The 25,630-nt window shown below is 35.7% G+C and carries 23 protein-coding genes; 5 read left to right on the top strand and 18 right to left on the bottom strand.

The genetic code is table 11. The features are described 5' to 3' along the window. Window positions 1-32: 32 nt before the first annotated feature. Genes lpdA through pdhA form a run of 4 tightly spaced genes read right to left on the bottom strand, consistent with a single transcriptional unit; the run spans window position 33 to window position 4,866 of the window. Window positions 33-1,442: a dihydrolipoyl dehydrogenase gene (lpdA, locus tag KPF49_RS02275; RefSeq protein WP_183674068.1), complete on the bottom strand. Its 1,410-nt coding sequence runs from the start codon at window positions 1,440-1,442 to the stop codon at window positions 33-35. A 4-nt stretch (window positions 1,443-1,446) separates the two neighbouring features. Then, window positions 1,447-2,760 carry a dihydrolipoamide acetyltransferase family protein gene (locus KPF49_RS02270; RefSeq protein ID WP_183674066.1) on the bottom strand — a complete coding sequence of 438 codons (1,314 nt, stop codon included), beginning with the start codon at window positions 2,758-2,760 and terminating at the stop codon, window positions 1,447-1,449. Between the two features lie 18 nt (window positions 2,761-2,778). Continuing rightward, window positions 2,779-3,756: an alpha-ketoacid dehydrogenase subunit beta gene (locus KPF49_RS02265; protein WP_183674064.1), complete on the bottom strand. Its 978-nt coding sequence runs from the start codon at window positions 3,754-3,756 to the stop codon at window positions 2,779-2,781. 3 nt (window positions 3,757-3,759) lie between these two features. Beyond that, entirely contained in the window at window positions 3,760-4,866 is a 1,107-nt protein-coding gene (pdhA, locus tag KPF49_RS02260) for a pyruvate dehydrogenase (acetyl-transferring) E1 component subunit alpha (protein WP_183674062.1), read from the bottom strand. A 202-nt stretch (window positions 4,867-5,068) separates the two neighbouring features. Between pdhA and def the strand changes: the two genes are divergently transcribed. Continuing rightward, the gene (def, locus tag KPF49_RS02255) at window positions 5,069-5,620 is read left to right on the top strand and encodes a peptide deformylase (protein WP_183674060.1); all 552 of its coding nucleotides are present in this window, start codon (window positions 5,069-5,071) and stop codon (window positions 5,618-5,620) included. Here def and KPF49_RS02250 read toward each other — a convergent pair whose 3' ends face one another. Then, window positions 5,621-5,887 (bottom strand): hypothetical protein, encoded by a 267-nt coding sequence (locus KPF49_RS02250; RefSeq protein ID WP_183674058.1) that lies wholly within the window; start codon window positions 5,885-5,887, stop codon window positions 5,621-5,623. Window positions 5,888-6,136: 249 nt separating this feature from the next. On the opposite strand from KPF49_RS02250, the gene KPF49_RS02245 reads away from it, so the two are divergent. Together KPF49_RS02245 and rnjA are read left to right on the top strand one after the other, a co-directional pair. Then, a complete protein-coding gene (locus KPF49_RS02245) occupies window positions 6,137-6,358 on the top strand; it encodes an RNA polymerase epsilon subunit (protein ID WP_183674057.1) in 222 nt (73 codons plus the stop codon). Continuing rightward, window positions 6,351-8,042, top strand: coding sequence for a ribonuclease J1 (gene rnjA, locus KPF49_RS02240; RefSeq protein WP_183674055.1), 1,692 nt, complete (start codon window positions 6,351-6,353; stop codon window positions 8,040-8,042). The genes KPF49_RS02245 and rnjA overlap by 8 nt, the downstream gene beginning before the upstream one ends. A 38-nt stretch (window positions 8,043-8,080) precedes the next feature. On the opposite strand, the gene KPF49_RS02235 is transcribed toward rnjA, so the two are convergent. The 9 genes from KPF49_RS02235 to purD form a co-directional block, all read right to left on the bottom strand. Beyond that, the gene (locus KPF49_RS02235) at window positions 8,081-8,743 is read right to left on the bottom strand and encodes a potassium channel family protein (protein WP_183674053.1); all 663 of its coding nucleotides are present in this window, start codon (window positions 8,741-8,743) and stop codon (window positions 8,081-8,083) included. A gap of 3 nt (window positions 8,744-8,746) precedes the next feature. Beyond that, complete coding sequence (locus tag KPF49_RS02230; protein ID WP_183674051.1) at window positions 8,747-9,760, bottom strand: cytochrome d ubiquinol oxidase subunit II; 1,014 nt, start codon at window positions 9,758-9,760, stop codon at window positions 8,747-8,749. Further along, window positions 9,760-11,124, bottom strand: coding sequence for a cytochrome ubiquinol oxidase subunit I (locus KPF49_RS02225; RefSeq protein WP_183674050.1), 1,365 nt, complete (start codon window positions 11,122-11,124; stop codon window positions 9,760-9,762). The genes KPF49_RS02230 and KPF49_RS02225 overlap by 1 nt, the downstream gene beginning before the upstream one ends. Window positions 11,125-11,243: 119 nt before the next feature. Beyond that, window positions 11,244-12,941: a phosphoenolpyruvate--protein phosphotransferase gene (gene ptsP, locus KPF49_RS02220; protein ID WP_183674048.1), complete on the bottom strand. Its 1,698-nt coding sequence runs from the start codon at window positions 12,939-12,941 to the stop codon at window positions 11,244-11,246. Next, on the bottom strand, window positions 12,934-13,206 hold the full coding sequence (locus KPF49_RS02215) for a phosphocarrier protein HPr (protein WP_183674046.1): 273 nt from the start codon (window positions 13,204-13,206) through the stop codon (window positions 12,934-12,936). The genes ptsP and KPF49_RS02215 overlap by 8 nt, the downstream gene beginning before the upstream one ends. Before the next feature lie 90 nt (window positions 13,207-13,296). Continuing rightward, window positions 13,297-13,746, bottom strand: a complete 450-nt coding sequence (locus KPF49_RS02210; protein WP_183674044.1) for a hypothetical protein — start codon at window positions 13,744-13,746, stop codon at window positions 13,297-13,299. Window positions 13,747-13,756: 10 nt separating this feature from the next. Next, on the bottom strand, window positions 13,757-14,641 hold the full coding sequence (gene hutG, locus KPF49_RS02205; RefSeq protein WP_221265235.1) for a formimidoylglutamase: 885 nt from the start codon (window positions 14,639-14,641) through the stop codon (window positions 13,757-13,759). Further along, the gene (gene auxA, locus KPF49_RS02200) at window positions 14,628-15,881 is read right to left on the bottom strand and encodes a lipoteichoic acid stability factor AuxA (RefSeq protein ID WP_183674040.1); all 1,254 of its coding nucleotides are present in this window, start codon (window positions 15,879-15,881) and stop codon (window positions 14,628-14,630) included. Before auxA ends, hutG begins: the two co-directional genes overlap by 14 nt. Window positions 15,882-15,958: 77 nt before the next feature. After that, complete coding sequence (gene purD / locus KPF49_RS02195) at window positions 15,959-17,239, bottom strand: phosphoribosylamine--glycine ligase (RefSeq protein ID WP_183674038.1); 1,281 nt, start codon at window positions 17,237-17,239, stop codon at window positions 15,959-15,961. Between the two features lie 155 nt (window positions 17,240-17,394). On the opposite strand from purD, the gene folD reads away from it, so the two are divergent. Both folD and KPF49_RS02185 read left to right on the top strand, forming a co-directional pair. Beyond that, window positions 17,395-18,246 carry a bifunctional methylenetetrahydrofolate dehydrogenase/methenyltetrahydrofolate cyclohydrolase FolD gene (gene folD / locus KPF49_RS02190; protein WP_183674036.1) on the top strand — a complete coding sequence of 284 codons (852 nt, stop codon included), beginning with the start codon at window positions 17,395-17,397 and terminating at the stop codon, window positions 18,244-18,246. Between the two features lie 156 nt (window positions 18,247-18,402). Further along, window positions 18,403-19,053 carry an immunoglobulin-like domain-containing protein gene (locus KPF49_RS02185; RefSeq protein WP_183674034.1) on the top strand — a complete coding sequence of 217 codons (651 nt, stop codon included), beginning with the start codon at window positions 18,403-18,405 and terminating at the stop codon, window positions 19,051-19,053. 39 nt (window positions 19,054-19,092) lie between these two features. Here KPF49_RS02185 and KPF49_RS02180 read toward each other — a convergent pair whose 3' ends face one another. The 4 genes from KPF49_RS02180 to KPF49_RS02165 all read right to left on the bottom strand — a co-directional run bounded on the left by KPF49_RS02180 (window position 19,093) and on the right by KPF49_RS02165 (window position 25,551). Continuing rightward, window positions 19,093-19,605 (bottom strand): type 1 glutamine amidotransferase domain-containing protein, encoded by a 513-nt coding sequence (locus KPF49_RS02180; RefSeq protein WP_183674032.1) that lies wholly within the window; start codon window positions 19,603-19,605, stop codon window positions 19,093-19,095. A 64-nt stretch (window positions 19,606-19,669) separates the two neighbouring features. Then, window positions 19,670-21,448 (bottom strand): SLC13 family permease, encoded by a 1,779-nt coding sequence (locus KPF49_RS02175; RefSeq protein WP_183674030.1) that lies wholly within the window; start codon window positions 21,446-21,448, stop codon window positions 19,670-19,672. 99 nt (window positions 21,449-21,547) lie between these two features. Continuing rightward, a complete protein-coding gene (locus tag KPF49_RS02170; RefSeq protein WP_183674028.1) occupies window positions 21,548-24,688 on the bottom strand; it encodes an efflux RND transporter permease subunit in 3,141 nt (1,046 codons plus the stop codon). A 101-nt stretch (window positions 24,689-24,789) separates the two neighbouring features. After that, the gene (locus KPF49_RS02165; RefSeq protein ID WP_219490136.1) at window positions 24,790-25,551 is read right to left on the bottom strand and encodes a hypothetical protein; all 762 of its coding nucleotides are present in this window, start codon (window positions 25,549-25,551) and stop codon (window positions 24,790-24,792) included. Window positions 25,552-25,630 lie beyond the last annotated feature (79 nt).

Genomic DNA, 25,630 nt, shown 5'->3' with positions numbered 1-25,630 from the left:
AAAAGCGCTCAAACGAGCGCTTTACTAAAATATTATAGTGAGTGAATTGGTTGACCAAGAGCTGCTTCAGCCGCTTCCATTGGCATTTCACCTAATGTTGGGTGCGGGTGAATTGTTAATGCAACATCTTCTAACGTCATTCCTGTTTCAACTGCTAATGCAAGTTCAGAAATAATGTCTGAAGCACCGTCACCAGCTACTTGTGCACCAATAACTAAACCATCTTCTTTACGCGCAACGAGTTTTACAAAACCGTCTGTTTTGTTTAAACCGATCGCACGACCATTTGCAGCAAATGGGAAGCGTCCTGTCACGTAGTCAAGACCTTCTTCTTTTGCTTCAGTTTCGTTAATACCAACTGATGCAAGTTCTGGCTCTGTGAAGCACACTGCAGGCATACCGATGTAATCTACTTCAGATTTTTCACCAGCGATTGCTTCAGCAGCAACTTTTGCTTCGTAGCTTGCTTTATGTGCAAGTGGTAAACCAGGAACGATATCACCAATTGCAAAGATTGAATCTACTGAAGTACGACCTTGTTTGTCCACTTCAATAAGTCCACGATCGTCAAGTTTAACACCGATATCTTCAAGACCGATTTCTTGAGTATTTGGACGACGTCCAACAGTCACTAATACGTAATCTGCTTCGATTTCTTCAGTGTTGCCTTTTTTATCTTCATAAGTAATTTTAACGCCGTTGTCAGTTTCTTCAGCTGATTTAGCCATCGCTTGAGTGACAACTTTTACACCTTTTTTCTTAAGGTTACGTTTAACTAATGAAGTCATGTTTTTTTCGAAACCACCTAAAATATCTTTCATACCTTCTAAAATAGTTACTTCTGTACCTAGATTAGCGTATGCAGTACCAAGTTCTGTACCGATGTATCCTCCACCGATAACAACTAATTTTTCAGGTAGTTCTTCTAAACCTAAAGCGCCTGTTGAATCAAGAACACGTTTACCAAATTCAAACCCAGGGATTTCAATTGGACGAGAACCTGTTGCTACAATTGCATTTTTAAATTCATAAGTTTGTGATTGTTTTTCAGTCGCAACTTTAACGCTGTTTTTACCAGAGAAGTAAGCTTCACCTTTAACAACTTCAACTTTGTTACCTTTAAGTAGTGATTCAACACCACCAACAAGTTGGTCGACTACTTTACCTTTAAATTCTTGAACTTTAGAGAAGTCTAACTCAACATCTTTAGCTTTAACTCCCATATCTTCAGAGTTTTTAGCATCTTGATATCTGTGTGATGAAGCAATTAATGCTTTAGAAGGAATACATCCAACGTTTAAGCACACTCCACCAACTTTTTCTTTCTCTACAAGAACAACTTTTTGTCCTAATTGAGCCGCACGAATTGCTGCTACATATCCACCTGGACCAGCACCAACGACGACTGTGTCTACTTCGATTGCGAAATCTCCTACAACCATTATTTTACCCCTCCATTAATAGTAAATCTGGATTATTTAATAATTTTTTAATATGGTTTAATGCCCTTTGTGCAACTGCACCATCAATTACTCTATGGTCATAACTAATTGAAATTGCGAGAACTTTCGCCGGAACAACTTCACCGTCAACAACGACAGGTTGCTCTTCAATTCGTCCAATACCTAAAATCGCAACTTCAGGTTGGTTAATCACTGGTGTGAACCATTTACCACCTTCAGATCCGAGGTTAGAAATTGACATGCTGCCACCTTGCATCTCTTCCATTTTTAGTTTACCATCTCTCGCTTTAGTTGCAAGTTCTATGATGTCATCTGCGATTTCAAATATAGATTTTGTATTTGCGTCACGAACGACTGGAACAACTAAACCACGGTCAGTATCGGCAGCAATACCAATATCATAGTAATGTTTTCGGATGATTTCATCTGTTTCACTATCGACTGACGTGTTTAATTCTGGATACTTTTTAAGCGCTGAAACTAACGCTTTAACAACGTATGGTAAGTACGTAAGTTTTGTACCTTGTTCTTCAGCGTACGCTTTAAATCTCTTACGGTGATCGTATAAGTTGTCTACAATTACTTCGTCGATATTTGTAACGTGTGGTGAAGTCTTTTTACTTTCAACCATCGCTTTAGCAATTGTACGACGAATTGAAGACATTTTCTCACGTGTCTCTCTACCTTCTGGACGCTCAGTAGTTGGTGTTGACTGAGTCTCTTCAGAAGAACCTTCTTCAGCTTCAGTCGTAGTTTTAGAATCTCCATTCATAAATGATTCAACATCACTTTTTGTAACACGACCATGTTTACCAGTTCCGTCTACTTCAGTAATGTCAACATCATTATCACGAGCGAATTTACGTACTGACGGCATCGCTTTAACAAAACGTTTATCTGTTTCTTTGGAATCATCTTCAGATTTAACTTCTTCTTTAGATTCTGTTTCTTCTTTAGATTCTGTTTCTTTAGAGTCTTTATGTTCATCTTTTGACTCTTCTTTAACTTCTTCTTTTTCTTCAGATTCTTCTTCTACATCGTCACCTGACGTAGTTTCACTACCGTCGTCAATCGTTACAATTGTCGTACCAACAGTTGTTACTTCACCTTCAGCAACGTGAATTTTTTCAACCGTTCCTGACACTGGTGATGGCATTTCTACGACTGCCTTATCGTTTGCAATTTCTACAAGAGAATCGTCTTCTTCGATTTTGTCTCCTTCAGATACAAACCACTTTGCGATTTCCCCTTCATGAATTCCTTCACCGATATCGTGAAGTTTCACTTCATATGCCATGTATTTCCCTCCATCTATTTAGAAGTTGATAACGTCTTTTACTTTTTCAATAATATCATTTTTGTTTGGTAACCAAACTTTTTCTGCTGCAGTAAATGGATATACTGTGTCTGGTGCACTTACACGCATAATTGGTGCTTCTAACGAAAGAATAGCACGCTCTTGAAGTTCAGCAGTTACTTGTCCACCGACACCTGCTTGGCGCTGTGCTTCTTGAATTACAACTGCACGATTTGTCTTTTCAACAGATTTCACAAGTGTTTCATAATCTACTGGCGATACTGTTCTAAGATCAATAACTTCAGCAGAAATATCTTCTTTTTCTAATGCTTCAGCTGCGGCAATTGCTTCATGTACCATTGCACCGTATGCAATGAGTGTAACGTCAGTACCTTCACGTTTAACTGATGCTTTACCAATTTCAACTTCATAATCTTCTTCAGGTACCTCTTCACGGAATGAACGGTAAAGTTTCATATGCTCTAAGAAAATGACTGGGTCATTTGAGCGGATTGCTGAAATCAGTAATCCTTTAGCATCTGTTGGCGTTGAAGGAATGACTACGCGTAAACCTGGTGTTTGTGCCATTAAACCTTCTAATGAGTCTGCGTGTAGTTCAGGAGTGTTTACGCCACCACCAAATGGTGCACGAACTACAATCGGTGTGCTTTTAGATGCACCAGAACGATATCTATGACGCGCAATTTGTCCTGCGATCCCGTCCATTGCTTCAAATAAGAATCCAAAGAACTGAATTTCAATAACTGGACGATACCCTTCTAATGTTAAACCTAAACCAAGTGAAGCAATCGCACTTTCAGCAAGTGGTGTGTCGAACACTCTGTCGACTCCAAATTCTTCTTGAAGTCCTTGTGTCGCTAAGAACACCCCACCGTTAACTCCAACGTCTTCACCAAATACGAGTACATCTTCGTCGTTTTTAAGTTCTGTTTTCATCGCTTCAGTGATCGCTTGGATCATTGTTAATTCAGCCATTAATTACGACTCCTTCCCTTTGTAGTATTCATATTGTTCTTTAATGTTTGATGGATTCTCATCATACATTAAGTCCATTAAACCAGTAATAGATTGTGGTGTGACTTTGTCAGCTTCTTTAATTGCTTTTTTAACTTCTTCACGTGCACGTTCCATTACTTCTTTTTCTTTTTCTTCATTCCATAAATCTTTAGATTCTAAGAATTTTCTGAAACGAACGACTGGATCTTTTTTCGCCCACTCATTATCTTCAGACTCTTCACGGTAACGAGTCGGATCATCTCCTGATAATGTGTGTGCACCGAATCTATAACATACTGTTTCAATTAATGTCGGGCCTTCACCTTTGATTGCACGCTCACGTGCATCTTTAGTTACTTTATAAACAGCAAGTGCATCCATACCGTCAACATGAACAGACGGAATACCTGCTGCGACACCTTTTTGTGCTAAAGTCTTTGCTTGAGTTTGGAGTGATCTCGGTGTAGAGATTGCATACTGGTTATTTTGAACGACGAAAATTGCTGGCGCTTTAAATGCACCTGCAAAGTTAATACCTTCATAAAAATCCCCTTGTGAAGTACCACCGTCACCAGTGTAAGTAATCGCTACATTTTCTTTTTCTCTCTTTTTAAGTCCGAGTGCGACACCTGCAGTTTGAACGAACTGAGCACCAATGATAATTTGCGGGCTTAGAGCGTTTACGCCTTCAGGGAACTTGTTACCCTCAAAGTGTCCTCTAGAGAATAAAAATGCTTTATATAATGGTAACCCGTGCCAAATTAACTGTGGAACGTCACGATATCCTGGTAAAACGTAATCTCCTTTTTCAATCGCATAATGACTTGCGATTTGTGACGCTTCTTGTCCTGCAGTTGGTGCATAGAACCCTAAACGTCCTTGACGGTTTAATGAAGTTGAGCGTTCATCTAACACTCTCGTCCATACCATACGTGTCATAATTTCAACTAAATCATCATCAGATAAATCTGGCATTTCATTTTTATTAATGATTTTACCCTCTTCATCTAATATTTGAAAAAGCTCAAATGATTCTTCAATATCATTTAATTGAGCCACCGGATCAAACCCTTTTTTCTTCGGTGCCATACTTCTTCACCATACCTTTCATAAAAATGCTTACATTTATGATAACACAAACTAATATATCATATAAAAGATATCAGCTTTTAAAGCATTATTAAGTATTATCATTATAGATAGTTTAAAGTTATGAATGGTTGTTTTTGATATATTTCATAGAATTATTGTATAATTAAATGAATGAATTAACGACAGTAGGAGAGATTATATGCTTACTATGGATGATATTGTCAGAGATGGACATCCGATCTTAAGAAAAAAAGTTAAAGAAATTACAGAAATTGACGAAGAGACAAAACGTGAATTACGTGAAATGAGAGAATTTCTCATTAACTCTCAAGATGAAACACTCGCTGAAAAATATAATTTAAGAGCTGGAGTTGGACTCGCTGCACCGCAAATTAATTTAGATAAGCGAATGATTGCAATCTATATTACAGATGAAGATAATCAACCCGTCCACGACTTAATGCTCATCAATCCAAAATTAAAAAGCCACTCAGTCCAAGAAACATACATTCCTGGTGGTGAGGGCTGCTTAAGTGTTGATGAAGATATTGACGGCATCGTGCATAGACATAAACGTTTTAGAGTGACTGCTTTAGATATCGACGGCAACGAAGTCGAGATTAAAGCAAAAGGCCTGCTTGCGGTTGTACTCCAACACGAAATGGACCACTTAGACGGCATTATGTTCTACGACCATATCGATAAAGATAATCCTGAAGTGCCTCATAAAAATGCGGTACCTGTAGAATAATTAAATAAAATCATCATTACGAACAGTATAAGGAATTTTTTTATCATCGAGTAATTCTGTTAATTGCTCGTACGTTTCTTTGTTTAAAATTTCAGGATCTAAATCGTGGGGAAATGTATGATGATTGTTACTCGTCGTAACAACATTCCCGTAGATAACATTCATTATATACATGTTATCTCTCATGTTAAATTCGACGAGCTGAAACGGTTTGTCCTCACGTTTAGTTTCTTGTTTAATTTTGTCAAAAATCGCCAAGGCATCCATTAGTCTACCTCCTTTTTTATTATTATAAAGTCTTTGCAACCTTTTCGTCTATGAGGTAAAATAAACTTAAGTAAAAAGGTACGAGTTGTGTTGAGACAATTTAACACTAATAGATAGACTCAATAACATCTAAAGGCCGTATTGGCGGTTTGCAACTAAGTATAAAAAGGATATCCATCCGGTTGAAAGATGTGCTTACAGGTTGAGCACATCTTGTTTTTTTATTAAATAATTAAGGAGTTATTAAGTATGAATATTTTTAAAGTATTTTATCAAAACCATAAAACACAGCGTATTATACGTGAAGAAACATTATCAGTTTACATTGAAGCAAAAAATATTGAACAAGTAAGAAAGTATTTTGCTGATAAAGAAGTTACACTAGAGCACATTGAAGCGTTAAGTCCCGATCATTTAGCCTATGAAAAAGAACATAATGAAAACTTTGAGGTTATTAAGCTAGATGAGTAAAACTTCTAAAGTAAATGTTTTCGCCCTAGGTGGACTTGGGGAGATCGGGAAAAACACTTACTGTGTGGAATATAAAGATGAAATTATTATTATTGATGCAGGGATAAAATTCCCAAGTGACGATGAACTTGGTGTCGATTACGTTATCCCAGACTACACTTATTTAAAAGAAAATGAAGATAAAATTAAAGCGCTTGTCGTTACGCATGGTCACGAGGACCATATCGGTGGAATTCCATTTTTATTAAAAGAAATTTCAGTACCAATATATTCTGGACCACTTGCGCTTGGTTTAATACAAAATAAATTAGAAGAACATAAACTCATGCATCGTACGTCTTTAAATCCAATTGACGAATCCGATGTATTAACGTTTGAACATTTGTCTGTCGAATTCTACTTAACAACACACTCAATACCTGAAGCATACGGAGTCGTTGTAAAAACACCTGAAGGAAACATCGTTCATACAGGTGACTTTAAATTTGACTTCACGCCTGTCGGTGAACCTGCAAATATTGCGAAGATGGCTAAACTTGGCGAAGAAGGTGTTCTTCTACTACTTTCAGACTCAACAAACGCAACAGTACCAAACTTTACGATAAGTGAAAAAGAAGTTGGTCAAAACGTAGAAGATATATTTAGACAATGCTCCGGTCGTATCATATTTGCTACTTTTGCTTCAAATATTTACAGAGTGCAACAAGCAATTGACGCAGCTGTAAAATTCAATCGTAAAATTGTCGTTTTCGGTAGAAGTATGGAAAACAACATTAAAATCGGTCAAGAACTTGGCTATATTAAAGCACCTGTTGATACGTTCATCGAAGCAAAAGAAATTAATCGTTATGAAAAACACCAAATTATGATACTTTGTACAGGATCTCAAGGTGAACCGATGGCGGCACTCTCACGTATCGCAAACGGTACACACCGACAAATTTCAATCATTCCAGACGATACGGTCGTATTTAGTAGTTCACCAATTCCAGGGAACACGATGAGTGTAAATAAGACGATCAACGCTTTATATAAAGCAGGTGCAGATGTTATTCATGGCCCACTGTCAAACATCCATACGTCAGGACACGGTTCTCAAGAAGAACAAAAACTGATGTTACGACTCATTCGTCCAGAGTACTTTATGCCTATACATGGTGAATTCCGCATGCTAAAAATTCATAAAGAACTCGGTATCGATACAGGTGTTGATAAAGATAAAATCTTCTTAATGGAAAATGGAGATGTCTTATCAATCGATAGAAACAGTGCAGAAGTATCTGGTAAAGTACCTGCAGGTACAGTATTCGTTGATGGTATCGGCATTGGAGATATTGGAAATATTGTCCTTCGAGATCGTAAAGAACTATCTGAAGAAGGTCTAGCAGTCGTCGTCGTATCGATTGACTTTAAAACAAAAACATTACTCTCTGGACCAGATATTATTTCTCGTGGATTTGTATATATGAGAGAATCATTTAAACTCATCCGTAACTCAGAAAAGCGATTAAAAGATTCTATAGAAAAATTACTCGAAGAACAAGAAAATGTCGAATGGTTCAACGTGAAGCAGTTAATCATTCAAGAACTATCGAACCATTTATATAAGAAAACACATCGTAAACCGATGATTTTACCAATGATTATGCGCGTCAACGATGAAACATTAGAAAATAAAAAATAACACAAAAATACCCGTTACAATTAAGTAACGGGTATTTTTTAATGGTCTCCCATGACAATTTCAAATTTAGATAAATCTTGGTCACTCGCAATTAAAATTAGTATATCATCTTCTATAATTTTAGTATTTGCATCTGGTGAGACAATGATGTGTTCATGTCTTTTGATTGCAAGTACTGATACTCCAAATTCATTTCTAAAGTCGAGTTGTTCGAGTGTTTTATCAGTAAAATCATCAATTGCTTTAAACTCTACAATTGAATGGTCATCGGATATTTCTAATATATCGAGTGTATGTGCTGAAACAAGTCGATGTGCGAGTAATCGACCAATATCTCGTTCTGGATGAATAACTGCATCTGCGCCGATTTTTTCTAACACTCTGCCATGATAATCGTTTTGTGCTTTTACCGTGACTTTCTCTACTCCAAGATCTTTTAAAATTAATGTCGTTAAAATACTTGCTTGGAGATTTTCACCGATAGCGACAATTACATGGTCGAAATTTGTGATCCCAACACTTTTCAGCACATTTTCATCCATCGTATTACCAATGACTGCTTCAGTCACCATATCTTTATAATCATTAATAACCGCTTCGTCTTTATCAATTGCAAGTACGTTTACGTTAAGTTCTCTTAACTCTTTAATAATGCTAGAACCAAATCTTCCTAGACCGATGACTGCAAACTCTTTTTTCATAATTTACTCCTTACCTTGTACGTAGTCTTTGTCAAATAAGAATAATCTCATTAACATTATAAGACTTGGTATTAAGAGTAGTAAACCTAAAATGAATACAATAACGAGTGCGATTGCCATCGAGTCGTTAACTACAGAATCAAGTTCAATGAACGGATATAAAATATACGGCAATTTACTTATACCATATCCGAAAAATGCCGTTGCGAATTGAAGCATAATCATAATAAACGCAACACCATAATTTTTCTTTTTATATACTAAGTAGATCGCAACTAACATAAATACGAAACTTAACAAGAATAAGTACCAGTAATTTTGTGTCGCATTGTCAAAATGTTCTCTATTAGTCGCACGAAGCTCTATAAAAACAAATTGTGTAATGACGAGCATCGGTATTGTCCACGTTAAGAACCATGTTCTCGTTAATTTAACTGCTTCATATGCTTTTGCACGGTTTGAGTAAAATAGTAAAAATCCACTTGAAATATAAAGTACTGAGATTACTGCTAAAAATACGACAGACCATGCGTAACCGTTAAAGAATAACTCTATAAAGTCAAGATCTAATCCAGCGCTAGTCTCTTCAATAAATCCACCTTCAGCAATTACTAAAGCGACTGATAGAGACGCTGGTATGAATAACCCTGTCACTCCGTATAAAAATGCCCAGACCATATTTGAATCTTTTGCGTACTGGTTAAATGCATAGTAGCTTCCTCGAATCGCTAACATAATTAATGAAATCGATGCTGGAATAAGTAACACTGTCCCTAAATAATACGCAGTATCTGGGAAGAACCCAACAATTCCAACGAAGAAGAATACAAAGAATACGTTTGTTACTTCCCATACAGGGTTTAAATACCGAGTAATAATTGGTGTGATGATATTATCTTTACCTGTAAGTTTTGCATAGAAGTTATAAAACCCTGCACCAAAGTCAATCGATGCAATCACCACATAACTGTATAAAAACGTCCATAAAACCGTTATACCTAAAGTAGCGAAATCCATTAGAATCGACCTCCAGTCTCATCTAAACTCTCTTTGCCGTAGTATTCGATTTGGCTTTTTGTTGCTGACTTATCTTTAAACATACGTGTCATAACTAAAATCGTCGTCGTTACTAAAACGAAGTATAAAATACCGAATAGGATTAATGTTAAACCTAAACCGCTCGCTTCAGTAATTGCTTCACTGACTCGCATGTATCCTCGGACGATCCATGGCTGACGTCCAAGTTCAGCTGTAAACCAACCCGCTTCAATCGCTAAAAATGATAACGGTCCAGTTAATACATATAGATATAACATCGGTGTGCTATATAGAAAATCTTTCTTAAAGAAATGCAAGATGAAGTATAAAATACTCACACCTAAACCAAACATTCCGAAAAATACCATGACGTCAAAGAAGTAATGTATAACGAGTGGTGGCCATTCATCTTCTGGAATGTCGTTAAGTCCTGTCACTTCAGTACTTGGTTTCCAGTCCGATAAAATACTTAATGCGCTCGGGATATGAATCGCACCTTTAACTTCTTGTCTTTCTTCATCAAGAACTCCAAATAAAATAAGGTCAGCATTACTTTCAGTCTCAAAGTGCCACTCCATTGCTGCCAGCTTTTCTGGTTGATTTTCATGTAAATATTTTGCCGAAAGGTCCCCAGCAAGAAGTGTGAGTGCTGACATGATTAAACCGATTGTCATCATAAATTTTAAACCTTTTTTATGATACTCACGGTCCTCATCAAATTTTGCTTTTAATAATTTAAATGCTGCGATTGATGCCATAATGAATGCTGCAGTCATATAAGCAGTCACTAATACGTGAAATACTCTTTCTGGCATTGAAGGGTTAAACATCGCTTTAAGTGGATCGACATTTACTAACGTACCGTTTACAATTTCAAATCCAGCTGGTGAGTTCATAAAACTATTCACCATCGTAATAAATACTGCTGAAATTCCTGCACCAAGCACAACTGGAATTGTTAAGTACCAATGATGCCAGCGATTCGTAAATCTATCCCATGTATATAAATAAATTCCTAAAAATATTGCTTCAAAGAAAAACGCAAATGTTTCCATGAATAGTGGTAACGCAATAATATGACCTGCAAGCTGCATAAACTCTGGCCAAATGAGTGATAATTGAAGACCGATAATCGTACCTGTTACAACACCTACCGCAACAGTTACTGTGTATCCCATTGCGATACGACGCGCCATTGTTAAGTAGTGGTAGTCATTCTTTTTAATACCTAAAAATTCTAAAACCATAATAAGTAACGGAATACCTACACCTATGGTCGCGTAAAGAATATGTACACCAAGTGTTAAACCGGTCAGTATTCGACCAATTAAAACATCTTCCATTTTTCTCCTCCTTATATATATTTAAAATACTCTTTGTTGTATATCAATTATAATATACATGTTCAACTGTTCACAAAAGTTTTGCGTTACAGTAAAAAAATAACCTAAATACATTGTATTTAGGTTGACTGATTTAATCTGCGTGCAACAGAGAGTATTTCTTCTTCTGTTTCAATGTGATTGATTAGCGGGCGTAATCTACGAAGTTGTTTAATTTTTAATTGTGATATTTTTGATTTTACTTCGACCATTTTATTTGGATCGATACTAATATGACGAATACCAAGCCCAAGTAATATTGGTATTGCTTCAATGTTTTGTGCAAGTACGCCACAAATCGAAACTGGTATGTTGTGCTTTTTACCACTTATTACGACATTTCGTATTACTTTAAAAATACTCGGATGCATTGACTGAGCAAGTGTATCAAAGTTCGGACTCGTTCGGTCAAATGCGAGTAAAAACTGTGTTAAGTCATTCGTACCGATGCTTAAAAAATCTGCATACTTTGCGAAACTATCGACATGTATCGCTGATGCAGGTGTTTCAATCATTGCACCAAGTGGTATTTTCTGTTCTGTCATTCTTAAATGGATTTCTTCTTCACGAAGTATATTTTGTATCCATAAAAATTCCTCAACAGACGTTACCATCGGCACCATAATTTTTACTGTACCAAATCGACTCGCACGAATAATCGCTCGAATTTGTTGGCGAAGTGTTTGTTCATAAAGTTTTAAAAATCTAACACCTCTTGTACCTAGTGCTGGGTTAATTTCGTCGAGTAATTCCTTTGGGTGATATGGTAAAAACTTATCTCCACCGATATCGAGTAAACGAAACGTCACGTCTTCTAGAGATTTTACGACCGATTCATATACTCTATTTTCATCAGATTCTTTTGGGAAATCATCGTGATCCATATACATAAATTCTGTACGCATTAACCCGACACCTTCAGCTTTATAGCGAAGCGCTTCTTCAACGGAAGACTGAATCGAAACATTCGCTGACACTTTAATTTTGACGTGATCTTTTGAATACGTTTCTTTTGTTAAGTCAATATCACTATCATCGTCATCTTCTTCTACGAGTGTAACAGCTTCTAATTCTTCTTTCGTCGGTGCGAAATTAATTATACTTTCATGACTATTTAAAATTGCAAAATTATGATTTCTCGCATGATGAATCGCATCTTCCACGTTAAATAAAGCAGGTATTCCTTTTGACATCAGTAATAATCCGGTATGTGAATGTTTGGCACCAGACTCTAATACGACACCTTTAACAAACTTTTTGTCTAAACTTGCAGTAATAGATGGCGGAAGTTCTTTTGCGATAATAATTGTATCTGAATTAAGTAGTGATAAGTCTACTCTAGGTGTATCAAGAAGATTTGCGATAATACGTTCAGTTAGGTCAATGACATCATTTCTTCTCGCACGTAAATACGCATCATCAATCGTATCAAAAGAAGCTGTCAGTGCATCTTTTACAAAGTTAACTGCATACTCTGCTGTTTTTTTCTGATCAATTACTTCTCTAATATCTCCGATAAAGTACGGATCTTCAAGCATCATAATTTGTGCTTCTAAAATTGCTTCGTCGCCTAAAGAAATAGAGAACTCCCTATTATCTTGAATAACACGAAGTTCTCTTTTTGAGGTTTCTATAGCGATATCTAAACGTTGATATTCTTTCCAAGTTGAAGCAGCATCGATTGAATTTGAGTTGATATCAAAGAAAACATCTTCGACAATGATTACTTTTCCACTTACAATTCCAGGCTCAACAGTGATACCTGTTAATTTACTCATCACCTATCAAACCTTCATGGATCAATGTATCTTGAATGGCTTGAAGTGCTTCTGTCTCGTCATCACCGTATGTGTGAATTGTAATCTCCGCGCCTTTTCCAACACCAAGTGACATTACACCCATGATAGATTTGAGATTTACTTTTTTACTGTTATATTCTAGGTCAATGTTAGACTTAAACTTTGTTGCTGTTTGTACAAGTTTAGTCGCAGGTCTCGCATGGATACCTGTTTCATCGACAACAGAAAACGTTTTTTTCTGCATGTTCTCTCTCCTTTACAAAACGCCTAAACATATGAATTATAATAATTGTACACGATTTCACAGAGAATTTCATTAAAAGTTATTACACATTTATGAATTTTTAAGTTGTTTTACAACAAAATCAATATGACTGTCGCCGAGCTTTTTCATAAGATAAAAACTTACAACTCCATTTACACTGTGTGTAATCACTTTAGATACGGCAAGTGATGGTTTTTTATCTTTTTTAGAAAAACCACCGACAGCTTTTAATAATACTTTCGATGAAAACTTAGACACAACATCACCCGCACCACTAGAAAACATAATCATGATACGTGTTTTAAGAGCATCCGCATTATCTTCGATGTCTTTTTTCGTTACACCGAAAACTTCATTAATTTCATCTTCAATTTCTGCCATATATTTAACGTCTGTACCTAAGTCTAAAAGAGGTACTGGAAGTGCTGCAGCAACACCTGATTTAATTGCTTTTTTCTTAACGAGTTCTCTTGCCTCTTGAATTTTTGCATTTAATTGTTGATCTGTAAATTCATTCATGATAATCCTCCTAATTACTGTTTCTTTCATTTAATAATGTTATCACAATTAACGCCGCTAGACTTGATGTACGGTCGTCGATGTCTAGTGGTGGCGACACTTCTGAAATATCAAACGATGAAAGATTTTCTAGTGATGCGAAATATTTCACTGTTTTAATAATTTCTTCAGCAGTAAATCCGTTAGGTGCTGGGGCACTTGTTCCTGGAGCATATGACTGCTGAATACTATCCATACATAATGTCATAAATACATAATCATAGTCTTCAAGTGCTGTTTTTATTGCGGATAAATACGAATCATTACGTAACTCATCAAGTGTCCAATACTTAACGTTAAATTTCTCTGCATTTTCATACAGTGATTTCGTATTACTAAACGGTTGAATTCCGATGACAAAGTAGTCAATCTTATCGTCTTCACTTAACATTTCGTAAAACATCGTACCAGAACTTTTTTCTTCATTTCTTAGATCAAAATGTGCGTCGATGTTTAATACTGCGATGCGTTTATCTTTATAAACATCACGCACTCCTAAATAGTGACCATATGCTGTTTCATGTCCGCCACCTAAAATGACTGGGAAGTTATCATGACTCAGTAATTTGCTGACTGCTTTACCGAGTATTTGCTGAGATGTTTCAAGATCTTCAGTACCTTCAACACTGCCAGCATCAAATATTGGTGACGTATATGAAAGAGAAGATAATTTTTCTCTAATTTTTTCAGGTGCTTCTTTTGCTCCAATACGTCCTTTATTTCTTCTAACACCTTCGTCAGACATAAACCCAATGATTACGTCACTATTTGCCTCATTCGTATATGGTTCAACAATTTGATGAAACCGTTCTGGACGATTTGAGTCAATACGTCCACTATAATTATGCTTTTTCATCTTTTTCACCTCTAAAGGTTTTAAATATACTCATTAATAAAAGTGGTGTCGTAAGTAACACGAGTGCAAAGTTCAACGGAAGTATAAATATACTTAACTCGACATCTCTAAATAGCGTTATAAATAAGCTTGTAGTTACTTTTAACCATAATGCAACAATTATAATCATTTGACGGTTATATGCTGTATTTCTTACCGTATTTAAAATCGTAAAAATAATGTAAAGTAATGCGAGTACAAATGTAAGTGCTAAGTTAAACCATTCATACATATATTTAATATTTGAAATTTTAAATAATCCTTCAAAGACAACGTTGTTACGGTTGTTAAACTCTAAAAATATAACGAGTAAAGTTAATATTCCGAGTACGAGTTCAATATAGTTCACTCTTATCCATTTCACCGGCTGTATTTCAAAGAAATCATAAAACTTTTGGATAATTTTATCTCTAAAATTATAAACTGGCTGCATAAATTTAAAATACTTATTCACATCGACGTCAAACTTTAATTTACGTCTCGATGCGACACGCGACATCTCATTTTTTTCTTCTTTTACTGGACGCTTTAAAATGTTTTCTGATTTAGATAAAAACACACCAACTGATAGACTCAGTAAGCCAAGTATCCACGTCATCGTAAAGTACATATTAATTGAAAGAACATCCGTAGGTCTTAAACCAGAATCGATATTGTTATAGACACTATTTTGTGTAAAGAAGTACGCAACAGCATAGAAAAATAGAATCACTAAATAGTGTGCTTTTCGGTATTTCTTATCAAAATATTCGTTAAAAACGTTATAAATCATATGTACAATAAACGCGACTAAAAATAGCATACTCGTCCAACCGTAGACGTTAGACATTAAAACAGTTGTCCAAATAAACATTAAAAACGTTAAACTAAAGAAGAAGACGATAAAACGTCTGTCATAATACGTTGTACGGTTCATCACTCTAGAGAACTTAAACATTACCCCACCAATCGCAACTAAAATAACACCAGTTAAAATAGTAATTAATGGCGAGTGCTGAAAGACTACACCTAATATATTTCTAAGTTCGATAAAGAAAATATTAATAAAATCAAACACATTTTTTACTTTCTCGTTAGATCCACTTTCAGGTGTTGTAATTCCTTTATAATTAATTAAAATAAATAATCCTTGTATTAAAAAAAATATCCCAAGCAACGAACAAGCGATCGTTTCCTTATGGTCATTAAAACGTGTATACATCGTTTCACCTCTTAAAATATTATAACTAAAACGACAATTTAAATCATTTAATATAAAAAGACGAGCTTCGCTCGTCTTTACTTATTTCGATATAACGCGCGGTGTCCAATATCTTCTCTATAATAAAAATCACCATCGTTATATTTAATTAGCTGGATATTTTCATACACGTTATCTAGCGCTTTTTCAATCGTATCTCCGTGATTACAAACCATAAGTACTTGTCCTTTACTCGAAATATAACTACCGTCTTCTTTTTGAGATACTCCACTAATATACATGTGCTTTTTTAACTCTTCCGGAAACTCTAGTGGAAGACCAAAATTTTCTTTATATGGATAGTCTTTTGTCGCAAGTACTACACCTGCCATATAGCCCTCTTTCCACTTCATTTCAAAAGGTTCTTTACGTTTTAGTTTCTCTAACATATTTAAAAAGTCATTTTCTAGCATACTCATTAATACTTGAGCTTCTGGATCACCAAAACGTGCGTTATACTCAATCACTTTTACACCGTCTTTAGTATTCATAGCACCGAGATATAATACACCAAAGTAGTTCATTCCTTCTTCAACCATTGCTTGAACCGTTGGTGCGACAAGTTTATCAATTGCTTCTTGACGAATCGTTTCGTCTATATGTGTGACTGGTGCATACGCCCCCATTCCGTCAGTATTTGGGCCAACACCCTTTTTATAAGCGGACTTATGGTCTTGAGCAATAATTTCAAACGGATGAAACACATCTTCATTGACAAGCACCATAAGTGAAAATTCTTCACCGTCTAAATACTCTTCGATAATAATTGGTTCGATTTTTAGTGTATCTTCAGCTTTAAACTGAGCGATGTGATCGAGTGCTTCAATGCTTTCATCTAAATTGTTAGCGACGACGACTTTTGTAATATCTCCAAGCCCGTCGTGTTTAATAACGACTGGAAAGTCCGTATTCTCTAAGAAATTTTTTGCTTCATTATAATTTGAAAATATTTTATAATCCGCAGTTGGAATGTTGTATTTATCTAATAACTGTTTTGTAAAAATTTTTGAAGTTTCAATTGACGCCTCGTGTCTACGTGGACCGAATACAGTCAGACCATATTCATCGATTAAAAAGTCTGCAAGCCCTTTTTCAAGTGGCTCCGGTGGCCCAATAATGACCCAGTCAATTTGATGCTCGATACAAATACCTGCAATTGCATCAAAATCATTTGGATCTACACGGTACATCACTTCACAAATGTCATTCATGCCAGCATTACCAGGTATTGCAATGATGTTGTCCGCGGCTTTAGAGTCAGCAAGCATCTTAACGATTGCGTGTTCTCTGCCGCCACTACCTATAACTGCTACATTCATTTTACATTCTCCTAAGTTTGCTTTTCTAGTTACATTATACAAAAAACGTTTTCAATATGGAAATGCTACGTGTATGTATTTGACTAATCGTCTACACTAGAAATTTTTAGTAGAATTTGTAATAATGAAAGTAACAAACATTAGGAGGACTTTTCATGTCAGCAGAATTATTAAATGGTCGCGAAATCGCTAAAGATTACCGCGCAGGTTTACAAGAACAAGTAGAAGCACTAAAAGAAAAAGGAATTACTCCAAACTTAACAGTAGTAATTGTTGGTAATGATGGTGCTTCACTATCTTACGTAAAATCAAAAAATAAAGCAGCAGAAAAAATTGGTATGGCTTCTGATATCGTACACTTAGAAGAAAGTGCAACTGAAGAAGAAGTTCTAGATACTGTACGTCGTTTAAATGAAGACGAAAATGTACACGGTATTTTAGTACAAGTACCTCTTCCAAAACAAGTCGATGAAAATAAAGTTCTTGAAGCAATCGCACCTGAAAAAGACGTGGATGGTTTTAGCCCAATCAACATCGGTCGTCTTTACACTGGTCAAGAAACATTCATTCCATGTACACCACTTGGAATTATGGAATTATTAAAACATACTGGATCACTTGAAGGTAAAGATGTTGCAGTTATTGGTCGTTCACATATCGTTGGACAACCGGTTGCGAAATTACTCACTAACGAAAATGCAACAGTGACATTAATGCACTCACGCACTAAAAATATGGTTGAAAAGCTTAAAGACTTTGATGTTGTTGTATCTGCAGTTGGTAAACCAGGTCTTGTTAAAGGTGAAGACCTTAAAGAAGGTGCAATCGTTATTGACGTTGGTAACACTGTAGTTGATGGTAAACTTGTTGGAGATGTTGATTTTGACTCAGCACAAGAAGTTGCAAGCTACATCACACCAGTACCAGGTGGGGTTGGTCCATTAACAATTACAATGGTACTTAACAACGCATTAATCGCTGCTAAACGCGCAAATAACATTGAATAATATGTTTTATAATTTTTTAAGGTATGCCTCGGCATACCTTTTTTTATTTCTTTCATAATTTATATTACTTAAACGCTTCTATTACTTCTGATACTACTTTTTTCTTTTTCAAATTCATAGTAAACTATTATTAAGATGTTCGAAGGAGAATTTAGTATGAAAACTACTTTAATAAAAATAATGATTGGTTTACTACCGACTGCATTTTCTACAGATGCAGTAGATGTTGATTTACCTCAAGATGAAAATAATGATGATTCAACTTCTATTGAGTCAATCATTGAGGAGTATAATAATAATTATCCAATGATCTACAATATCGATGAGACAAATGTTCAAGTTGGAGATGAGTTTGACCCACTTGCTGGAGTGTACGCAGTCGATTCAACAGAGGATTTAACATCTGATATTGAAGTTGATGGTGACGTAGATACTGATACTGAAGGTCAATATGTACTGACATATAAAGTAACAAATAGTGATGGTGCTTGGTATGAAAATAACCGACTCGTTACTGTTTCACAAAACGAATCTACAGAAATTCCAAAGTCTCCATCAAAAGAAAATTCGGGATCTAGAGTCATTTTTGAAAATGTAAAAGACGTCACAATTCAGTCTGGAGAATCATTTGACCCTAAAGAGAACGTCACAGTTATCGACACAGATGGTCACGATATTACTGAAGACGTACATATCGTAGGAGATAAAGTAGATACAAATAAAACAGGCGAATATTATATCGCATATACAGTCATCGACCGATTCGGTGAGCCAAATGCAAAAGCAATTACTGTAACAGTGCAATAAAAAAAGGATGAGACATTTTGTCTCATCCTTTAATTTATATTACTTAAGTGTTTCACTAATTGCTTGAGTAAAGTCATCAAAGTCATCTGGTGTACGACTTGTAATTAAGTTTTTGTCGACAATTACTGATTTGTCTTCCCAGTCCGCACCAGCGTTGATTAAGTCAGTTTTAACGTTTTTAACTGATGTTAAGTTTCTACCTTTTAGAAGACCAGTATCAATTAAGAATTGTGGTCCGTGGCAAATTGCGAACACTGGTTTGTCATTTTCTAAGAAATGACTTGCGAATTTTGCAGGTCTATCTTCAGCGTCACCACGTAAGATATCTGGTGAGAACCCTCCAGGTACAAGTAAAGCATCGTAGTCTTCAGGATTAGCATCCGCGACTGAAGCTTGTGCTTCAAAGTTTCCGCCATTTTTACCTTTAACGTCTTTACCGTCTGGTGAAATAACGTCTACTTCGTATCCTGCTTCAACAATTGTATCTTTTGGAGTTGTAAACTCACTATCTTCAACCATATCTGTCATTAATACTGCGACTTTTTTAGCCATAGACTAATTACCTCCTAAAATGTTGTGTAGTTAATATATAACCACTTTACCTTCTTCTTAAACATTAAAACCATAAAAAGTATATCGCTATTACGGAAATTATCATCGTAATAATTGATAACGGCACTCCGACTTTAATATAATCAGTAAATTTATATCCACCAGGACCGTACACAATTAAGTTCGTCTGATAACCGATCGGTGTTATAAAGCTACTACTCGCCGCAATCGTTACAGCAATCACCATCCCGAGATAATGAACATTCATCATTTCAGCGACTTCAATCGCAATCGGGTACATAATAACAGCTGCTGCACTATTTGTAATGAGTTCAGTAAATATATTCGTAATAATATAGAGTGCTGTAAGTAAAGCAATTAACCCTAATGGTTTTGCAAAATCAACGATATGCTCAGCAACAAATGACGCAAGTCCACTGTTTGTGATTGCTTTACCTACACCAAACGCACTTCCAATAAGTAAAATAACGTCAAATTGTACAGACGTCACAACGTCTCTTGGGGTAATCAGTTTTAATAACGACAGTATCACAACCATGACAAGCATCGCCTTTAACATCGATAAAATACCGAGAACGACAAATGAAATCATTACTCCAAGAAGAAGTAATACTCCAAGGCCTTGGCGTTTATTTCTAATAAATTTATCTGGTGGTGTTAAGTTTGTCACGATGTAAAAGTCATCACTATAGCGGTTCACATCTAAAAATGATTCATTCGCAAGTAATAATAACGTATCCCCCGGTTTTAATACGATATCTCCAACTTTTGAGTTAATTCGCTTATTGTTACGATGAATCGCAATAACCCCTGCCTGATAACGCGTTTTAAACTGTGATGATTTTAACGTCTTTCCTACGAGTATCGAACGGTGCGAAACGACCGCTTCAATTAATACAGTATCATCCGTTTGTAAGTCGTCTAACGTCAACTCACTTCCTGTACGTAACGTTAATCCCTTTACATCTTTAATATTACCAATTGACTCTAATGTTGCACTAAATATAATTCTGTCGCCTGCTTGCACGTATGTATAAGCATTTACTTCAGGAAGCGGACGCTTTTCACGGATAATTTCAATAATGTATATTCCTTTTAGCGCATGTTTTGTCACATCTAACACCGAATGGTTACAGTACTCAAAATCTTCACCGATCTCAGCTTCAGCTAAAAACTCTTTTGTTTCACTCTCAATCTTTTCAGTCGCCCCGAGATGTGTTGGAAGTAACTTATACCCAATTGTGACAAGATAAATTAAACCAACAATTAATATAAAAATTCCAACTGGTGCAAGCTGGAAGAAGCTATACCCTTCTTTACCATCTGAAATGAGTAGACCATGAATAATTAAGTTTGTCGATGTTCCAATTAATGTGAGTGTTCCTCCGATAATCGTAATATATGATAACGGAATTAAAAATTTGGATGGACTAAATCCACGCTTTAGCGCCCAATCTTTAATCACTGGTGTGAGTGCTAATACGATAGGTGTATTATTTAAAAATCCCGACGCCACACCGACAGGTGGTAGGAGTTTTAAAAGTGCCATTCTAGGAGAAGTGTTATCGCCAAGTAACTTATAAATAACTCCTTCAATAACACCGTGTTTTTCAATCGCACTCGCGACAATAAATAATAGTAATATCGTCATAAGTCCTTCGTTACTAAATCCACTAAGTGCATCTTCAGTTGAAATCATATTTGTCATTAAAAATATAACTAAAAATAAAAATACGACAAAATCTGCTCGAATTACTTCAAATAATAAAAGCATGAGCATTATGATAATCATGACTAATACAAATAACATTTCTAACGTCATACATATCTTCCTTAAATTGTTAATTAACTCTATGATGACTTATTTCACATAAAAATAAACCACCTGATAAGTTTATCAAGTGGTTTTATATTACTTAAGTTAATTTTTAGCGAATTTGTTTCTTATATTCATAAGTACTTCGTAAACAATCGGCACAACAATTAATGTAAGTAACGTCGATGATACGAGACCACCGATCACTGTAATACCGAGCGCTCTAGAAATTAGTACAGATGAATCTCCACCAAATATAAGCGGTGTTAACGCACCGATTGTCGCAAGCGCAGTCATAAGAATTGGTCTTACACGTGTTGACGCTGCTTCTAGTAGTGCTTCACGCGTTGAAAGACCTCGGTCTTCCATATGAATGACTCGGTCGATTAAAACAATCGCGTTCGTTACAACAATTCCAATTAACATGAGTAGTCCAATAAGTGCAGGAACAGATAATGTTTCTTTTGAAATAAGTAGCGCGATAATAACACCTGTAATTGTAAATGGTAATGAGAAAAGAATTGAGAACGGTGCAATTCCACCGTGGAACGTTAAGACAAGTACAAGGTACACGATAAGAATCGCTGCTAACATCGCAAGTCCTAACTGATTAAAACTATCCTCAATATCTTCATTTGTTCCGCCAACTTTTACAGATACATCTTTGTCGATGTTAAGTTTATTGACTTTTTCTGAGACGTCATTTGTTATTGTACCGACGTCATCACTTAATATTTTTGCTGTGACAGTTGCAGAAGTATCACCATTGACACGTTTAATCGTATCTTGTGTTTCACCTTTTTCTAAACTAGTAAAATCACTGAGACTCACTGTTTCTCCGAGTGCTGTTTTAAATTTATGGTTTTCTAATTCTTCTTCTGTCCAGTTATCTTTTGTTTCATGTTTTAAAATTACTTCTTGAGTTTTACCAACTTCACCGACTTCAGTCACGACTTTTTCCGGCTCATACTGATTTAACTCCATCGCAATTTGACCAGCAGTAAGACCAAGTTTCGCTGCTTCATCGTGATCTACAGCAACTTTATACTCAGTATACGTTTCACTAATATCTGAACTCACATTAGAAAGTGAGTCATTATCACTTAATGCTCGTTCAATATCATTTGCTGCGTTTTCAAGTGCTTCACTATTATTACTAGTAAGTGTCACTTTAATTTCATTGGATGCTCCACCAGTCGCTACATCTAAGTTTGACCATGTGCCGTCGTGGTTAAACTCTTCGATTTTTTCTAATACTTTTGACGGTTCTTCTTCGAAGTTTTCAGTGTCTTTATCATACTCAACCATCATCGCCATATCATTTGACGCAACAGGATTAAATGGATTCTCTCCACCTGCAGAGTATTGAATATTTAAAACATCATCGTTTTTCTTCAGTTCTTTTTCAACTTCTTCACCATGTTTAACAACTTCATCAATTTTTTCTCCTGGTGACGGTTTATAAGTGAGTGCTAAGAACTTATCCTCACCTGTAGAAATAAAGCTTGTCCCGACAAATGGTGTGAGTGCTAAACTTCCAATGAATACAATAATTAACAGTGAACTTGTAATGACTTTATGAGATAGTGTCCACTCTAAAATACTTCGATAACTGTCTGCAATTTTACTACGTTCATGATGTTTTTTACGTTTAACACCTTTTCTAAAGAATAAATGCGCAAGCATCGGTACAATCGTAATTGCAATTAAAAGTGACGCTAGTAACGCAAATACAACTGTTAACGCGAAAGGTTTAAATATTTGTCCGACTTCACCAGATACAAATGCCAGTGGTATGAATACGACAATAGTTACAATTGTCGATGACATAATCGGGATAAACATCTGTTTCGTCGCTGACGTTATTAATTCTCTACCTTGAAGTTGTTCGTTTTCTTTAGTAAGTCGTCGATAGATATTTTCTATAACAACAATTGAGTCGTCAATTACACGTCCAATCGCAACAGTCATCGCACCTAACGTCATAATGTTAATTGTAACGTCTAGTTGTTTTAACACTAAAAATGCCATTAAAATAGACATTGGAATTGAAACGACTGCAATGAGTGTCGAACGAACATCTCTTAAGAAGAGTAGTATTACAACAATTGCAAATACTGCACCGAGTAATGCTTTTTCAAACATCGTCTTAATAGAATCTTCAATCGGTTTTGCTTGGTCCATCATTAAGACTGCGTCGATGTCTTCATTATTCTTTAAATAATCATTCACAGTATCTTTAATGTCATTAACAACTGTAACTGTATTTGACTCGTTTGATTTTACAACTTGAATTGCTAGAGAGTCTTTACCGTTTGTTTTTGAAATTGATTCACGCTCAGAAACTGTTTCAACATCTGCTATATCTTTTAGTTGAACTGTTGGAAGACCTTTTTCTAGCACTTCCTTTTCCATTTCTTTTTCGAATTTTTCACGTTCTTTATCTGACATTGCAGCAAGTTTTGCTTTCGTTTCATCGTCGATTTCAGGTGATTCAGGTTCTCCTGCAGGAATTCTTAGTTCTTTTAAATCATCTACAGTACTAAATCGACCGTCAATTAAAATTGAGCGAAGTTCATCTTCAAACGTATATAATCCAAGGGGATAGTTTTCAGCAGCCCCAGATATGTATTTTAAAACATCTTCTTCGCTTAGATCATTTTTATTGAGTGCTTTTTCGTCAAACGATAGTTCGACACGTTCTAACATTTGACCTGAGAACGATGCATTGGATACGCCGTCCACACTTTCAATTTCAGGAATTAAGTCATCTTCTAAGCGCGTTGTTAATTCATTTAAATCATCCGCTTCTTCAGTAAAAGAATAACTAATCACTGGGAAAGTATACATTGAAATCGTATCGATTTCTGGAGACTCTACCCCTTCACCGAAATCTAACTCATCGATCATCGTTTCTACTTCATCTTGAGTCTTATCCATATCTGTACCAAACTGATAGGTTACAGTCACTGCTGAAGCATTTTGAAGGGACTGACTATCTATTTGCTCGACGCCTTCCATCCCTTTTATACGTGACTCTATCTTATCAGTCACATCATTTAATACCGTTTCAGGCGTTGCACCTGGATACGGTGTTGTAATTGTAAGTACAGGTGAGTCTAAATCTGGTAACATTTCCATCTTCATTTTAGAAGCGGAATACAACCCACCAAACGCGATAATAATTGTCATTAAAAATATCGCAAGTTTATTTTTAATAGAGAAATCTACTATTCTTTTAACCACATTTTCACCTCATTTTTAGTCTTTAAATTATATCATATACATAATTAAAAAAGCCTAGAGATTGCTTAAAAAATAAGTATCTCTAGGCTATTTAAATGCCGTTATTTTTCCTCTTTTGTCGGCATCGATTCTCCCTCGACGACCGCTTTAATACCCGGCTCTAAAAACTCAACAACGTCAATAAATGCTAATTCAACTGTCGGTGTTCCCATCGCACTTGACCCGATTTCATCTTGTTCAAAGTGAAATTGTACCGTATCTCCTTTAAAATCAACATTATTAAATGTTTTAGAGATATCCATAATACGTTCTTCTAATTTTTTCTCATCATAATATGGAGCAATTGATGGTGTGTCTTTAATCGACTGATCTAGACGATAAAACAACGCTTCACGCGTCGTTGGTTCAGTGTCAAATAAATTATCTCTTAACACCGCTTCACCACTACTTGTGTTTACAGCAAGTATTCCGTGGTGAGAGTAGTCTGTATCTGTCGTTAGTTTAACTACTTTAGTAATATTAAACATAAAAATTTCGCCCCTCACGTCATGAGGGTTAAAAACAATCCTTAAAGAAGCTTCGTCATTTGTTTCATCAGCTTCGACGAGATTAACGAAATCCTCATACTCTCTGTCACGATTCATTTCAATTTTTTCATCAATTCTTTTTTCGCCAAAGTGTGGATAATTTAACTCAACATCATAATCTTTAGCGACAAAATTATAATTGTCAAATTCTTTAAACTTAGATTTTTCTTTATATACAAACCCATTCTCTAACTCAACGGGATCATTTTCAGTACTACATGCCGCGAGCACTATCGTCATTAAAATCATAAGCATAAAGAGGCTTAAACGTTTCATATACACGCCTCCGTAGCGATTTTCGTAATATAATTGTAACATAAAGAGTGTCGTTTTGGACATAATATACTGTACAAGC

The sequence above is a fragment of the Nosocomiicoccus ampullae genome, from assembly GCF_019357495.1.
Lineage (GTDB): Bacteria > Bacillota > Bacilli > Staphylococcales > Salinicoccaceae > Nosocomiicoccus > Nosocomiicoccus ampullae.
The sequence above is the reverse complement of the archived record's forward strand: the minus strand, read 5'-3'. Positions and strand labels throughout refer to the sequence as shown.

Bases quoted from the DNA above. Each gene is read 5' to 3' on its own strand.
- lpdA (WP_183674068.1), bottom strand. From the start codon at position 1,442: ATGGTTGTAGGAGATTTCGCAATCGAAGTAGACACAGTCGTCGTTGGT.
- KPF49_RS02270 (WP_183674066.1), bottom strand. From the start codon at position 2,760: ATGGCATATGAAGTGAAACTTCACGATATCGGTGAAGGAATTCATGAA.
- KPF49_RS02265 (WP_183674064.1), bottom strand. From the start codon at position 3,756: ATGGCTGAATTAACAATGATCCAAGCGATCACTGAAGCGATGAAAACA.
- pdhA (WP_183674062.1), bottom strand. From the start codon at position 4,866: ATGGCACCGAAGAAAAAAGGGTTTGATCCGGTGGCTCAATTAAATGAT.
- def (WP_183674060.1), top strand. From the start codon at position 5,069: ATGCTTACTATGGATGATATTGTCAGAGATGGACATCCGATCTTAAGA.
- KPF49_RS02250 (WP_183674058.1), bottom strand. From the start codon at position 5,887: ATGGATGCCTTGGCGATTTTTGACAAAATTAAACAAGAAACTAAACGT.
- KPF49_RS02245 (WP_183674057.1), top strand. From the start codon at position 6,137: ATGAATATTTTTAAAGTATTTTATCAAAACCATAAAACACAGCGTATT.
- rnjA (WP_183674055.1), top strand. From the start codon at position 6,351: ATGAGTAAAACTTCTAAAGTAAATGTTTTCGCCCTAGGTGGACTTGGG.
- KPF49_RS02235 (WP_183674053.1), bottom strand. From the start codon at position 8,743: ATGAAAAAAGAGTTTGCAGTCATCGGTCTAGGAAGATTTGGTTCTAGC.
- KPF49_RS02230 (WP_183674051.1), bottom strand. From the start codon at position 9,760: ATGGATTTCGCTACTTTAGGTATAACGGTTTTATGGACGTTTTTATAC.
- KPF49_RS02225 (WP_183674050.1), bottom strand. From the start codon at position 11,124: ATGGAAGATGTTTTAATTGGTCGAATACTGACCGGTTTAACACTTGGT.
- ptsP (WP_183674048.1), bottom strand. From the start codon at position 12,941: ATGAGTAAATTAACAGGTATCACTGTTGAGCCTGGAATTGTAAGTGGA.
- KPF49_RS02215 (WP_183674046.1), bottom strand. From the start codon at position 13,206: ATGCAGAAAAAAACGTTTTCTGTTGTCGATGAAACAGGTATCCATGCG.
- KPF49_RS02210 (WP_183674044.1), bottom strand. From the start codon at position 13,746: ATGAATGAATTTACAGATCAACAATTAAATGCAAAAATTCAAGAGGCA.
- hutG (WP_221265235.1), bottom strand. From the start codon at position 14,641: ATGAAAAAGCATAATTATAGTGGACGTATTGACTCAAATCGTCCAGAA.
- auxA (WP_183674040.1), bottom strand. From the start codon at position 15,881: ATGTATACACGTTTTAATGACCATAAGGAAACGATCGCTTGTTCGTTG.
- purD (WP_183674038.1), bottom strand. From the start codon at position 17,239: ATGAATGTAGCAGTTATAGGTAGTGGCGGCAGAGAACACGCAATCGTT.
- folD (WP_183674036.1), top strand. From the start codon at position 17,395: ATGTCAGCAGAATTATTAAATGGTCGCGAAATCGCTAAAGATTACCGC.
- KPF49_RS02185 (WP_183674034.1), top strand. From the start codon at position 18,403: ATGAAAACTACTTTAATAAAAATAATGATTGGTTTACTACCGACTGCA.
- KPF49_RS02180 (WP_183674032.1), bottom strand. From the start codon at position 19,605: ATGGCTAAAAAAGTCGCAGTATTAATGACAGATATGGTTGAAGATAGT.
- KPF49_RS02175 (WP_183674030.1), bottom strand. From the start codon at position 21,448: ATGACGTTAGAAATGTTATTTGTATTAGTCATGATTATCATAATGCTC.
- KPF49_RS02165 (WP_219490136.1), bottom strand. From the start codon at position 25,551: ATGAAACGTTTAAGCCTCTTTATGCTTATGATTTTAATGACGATAGTG.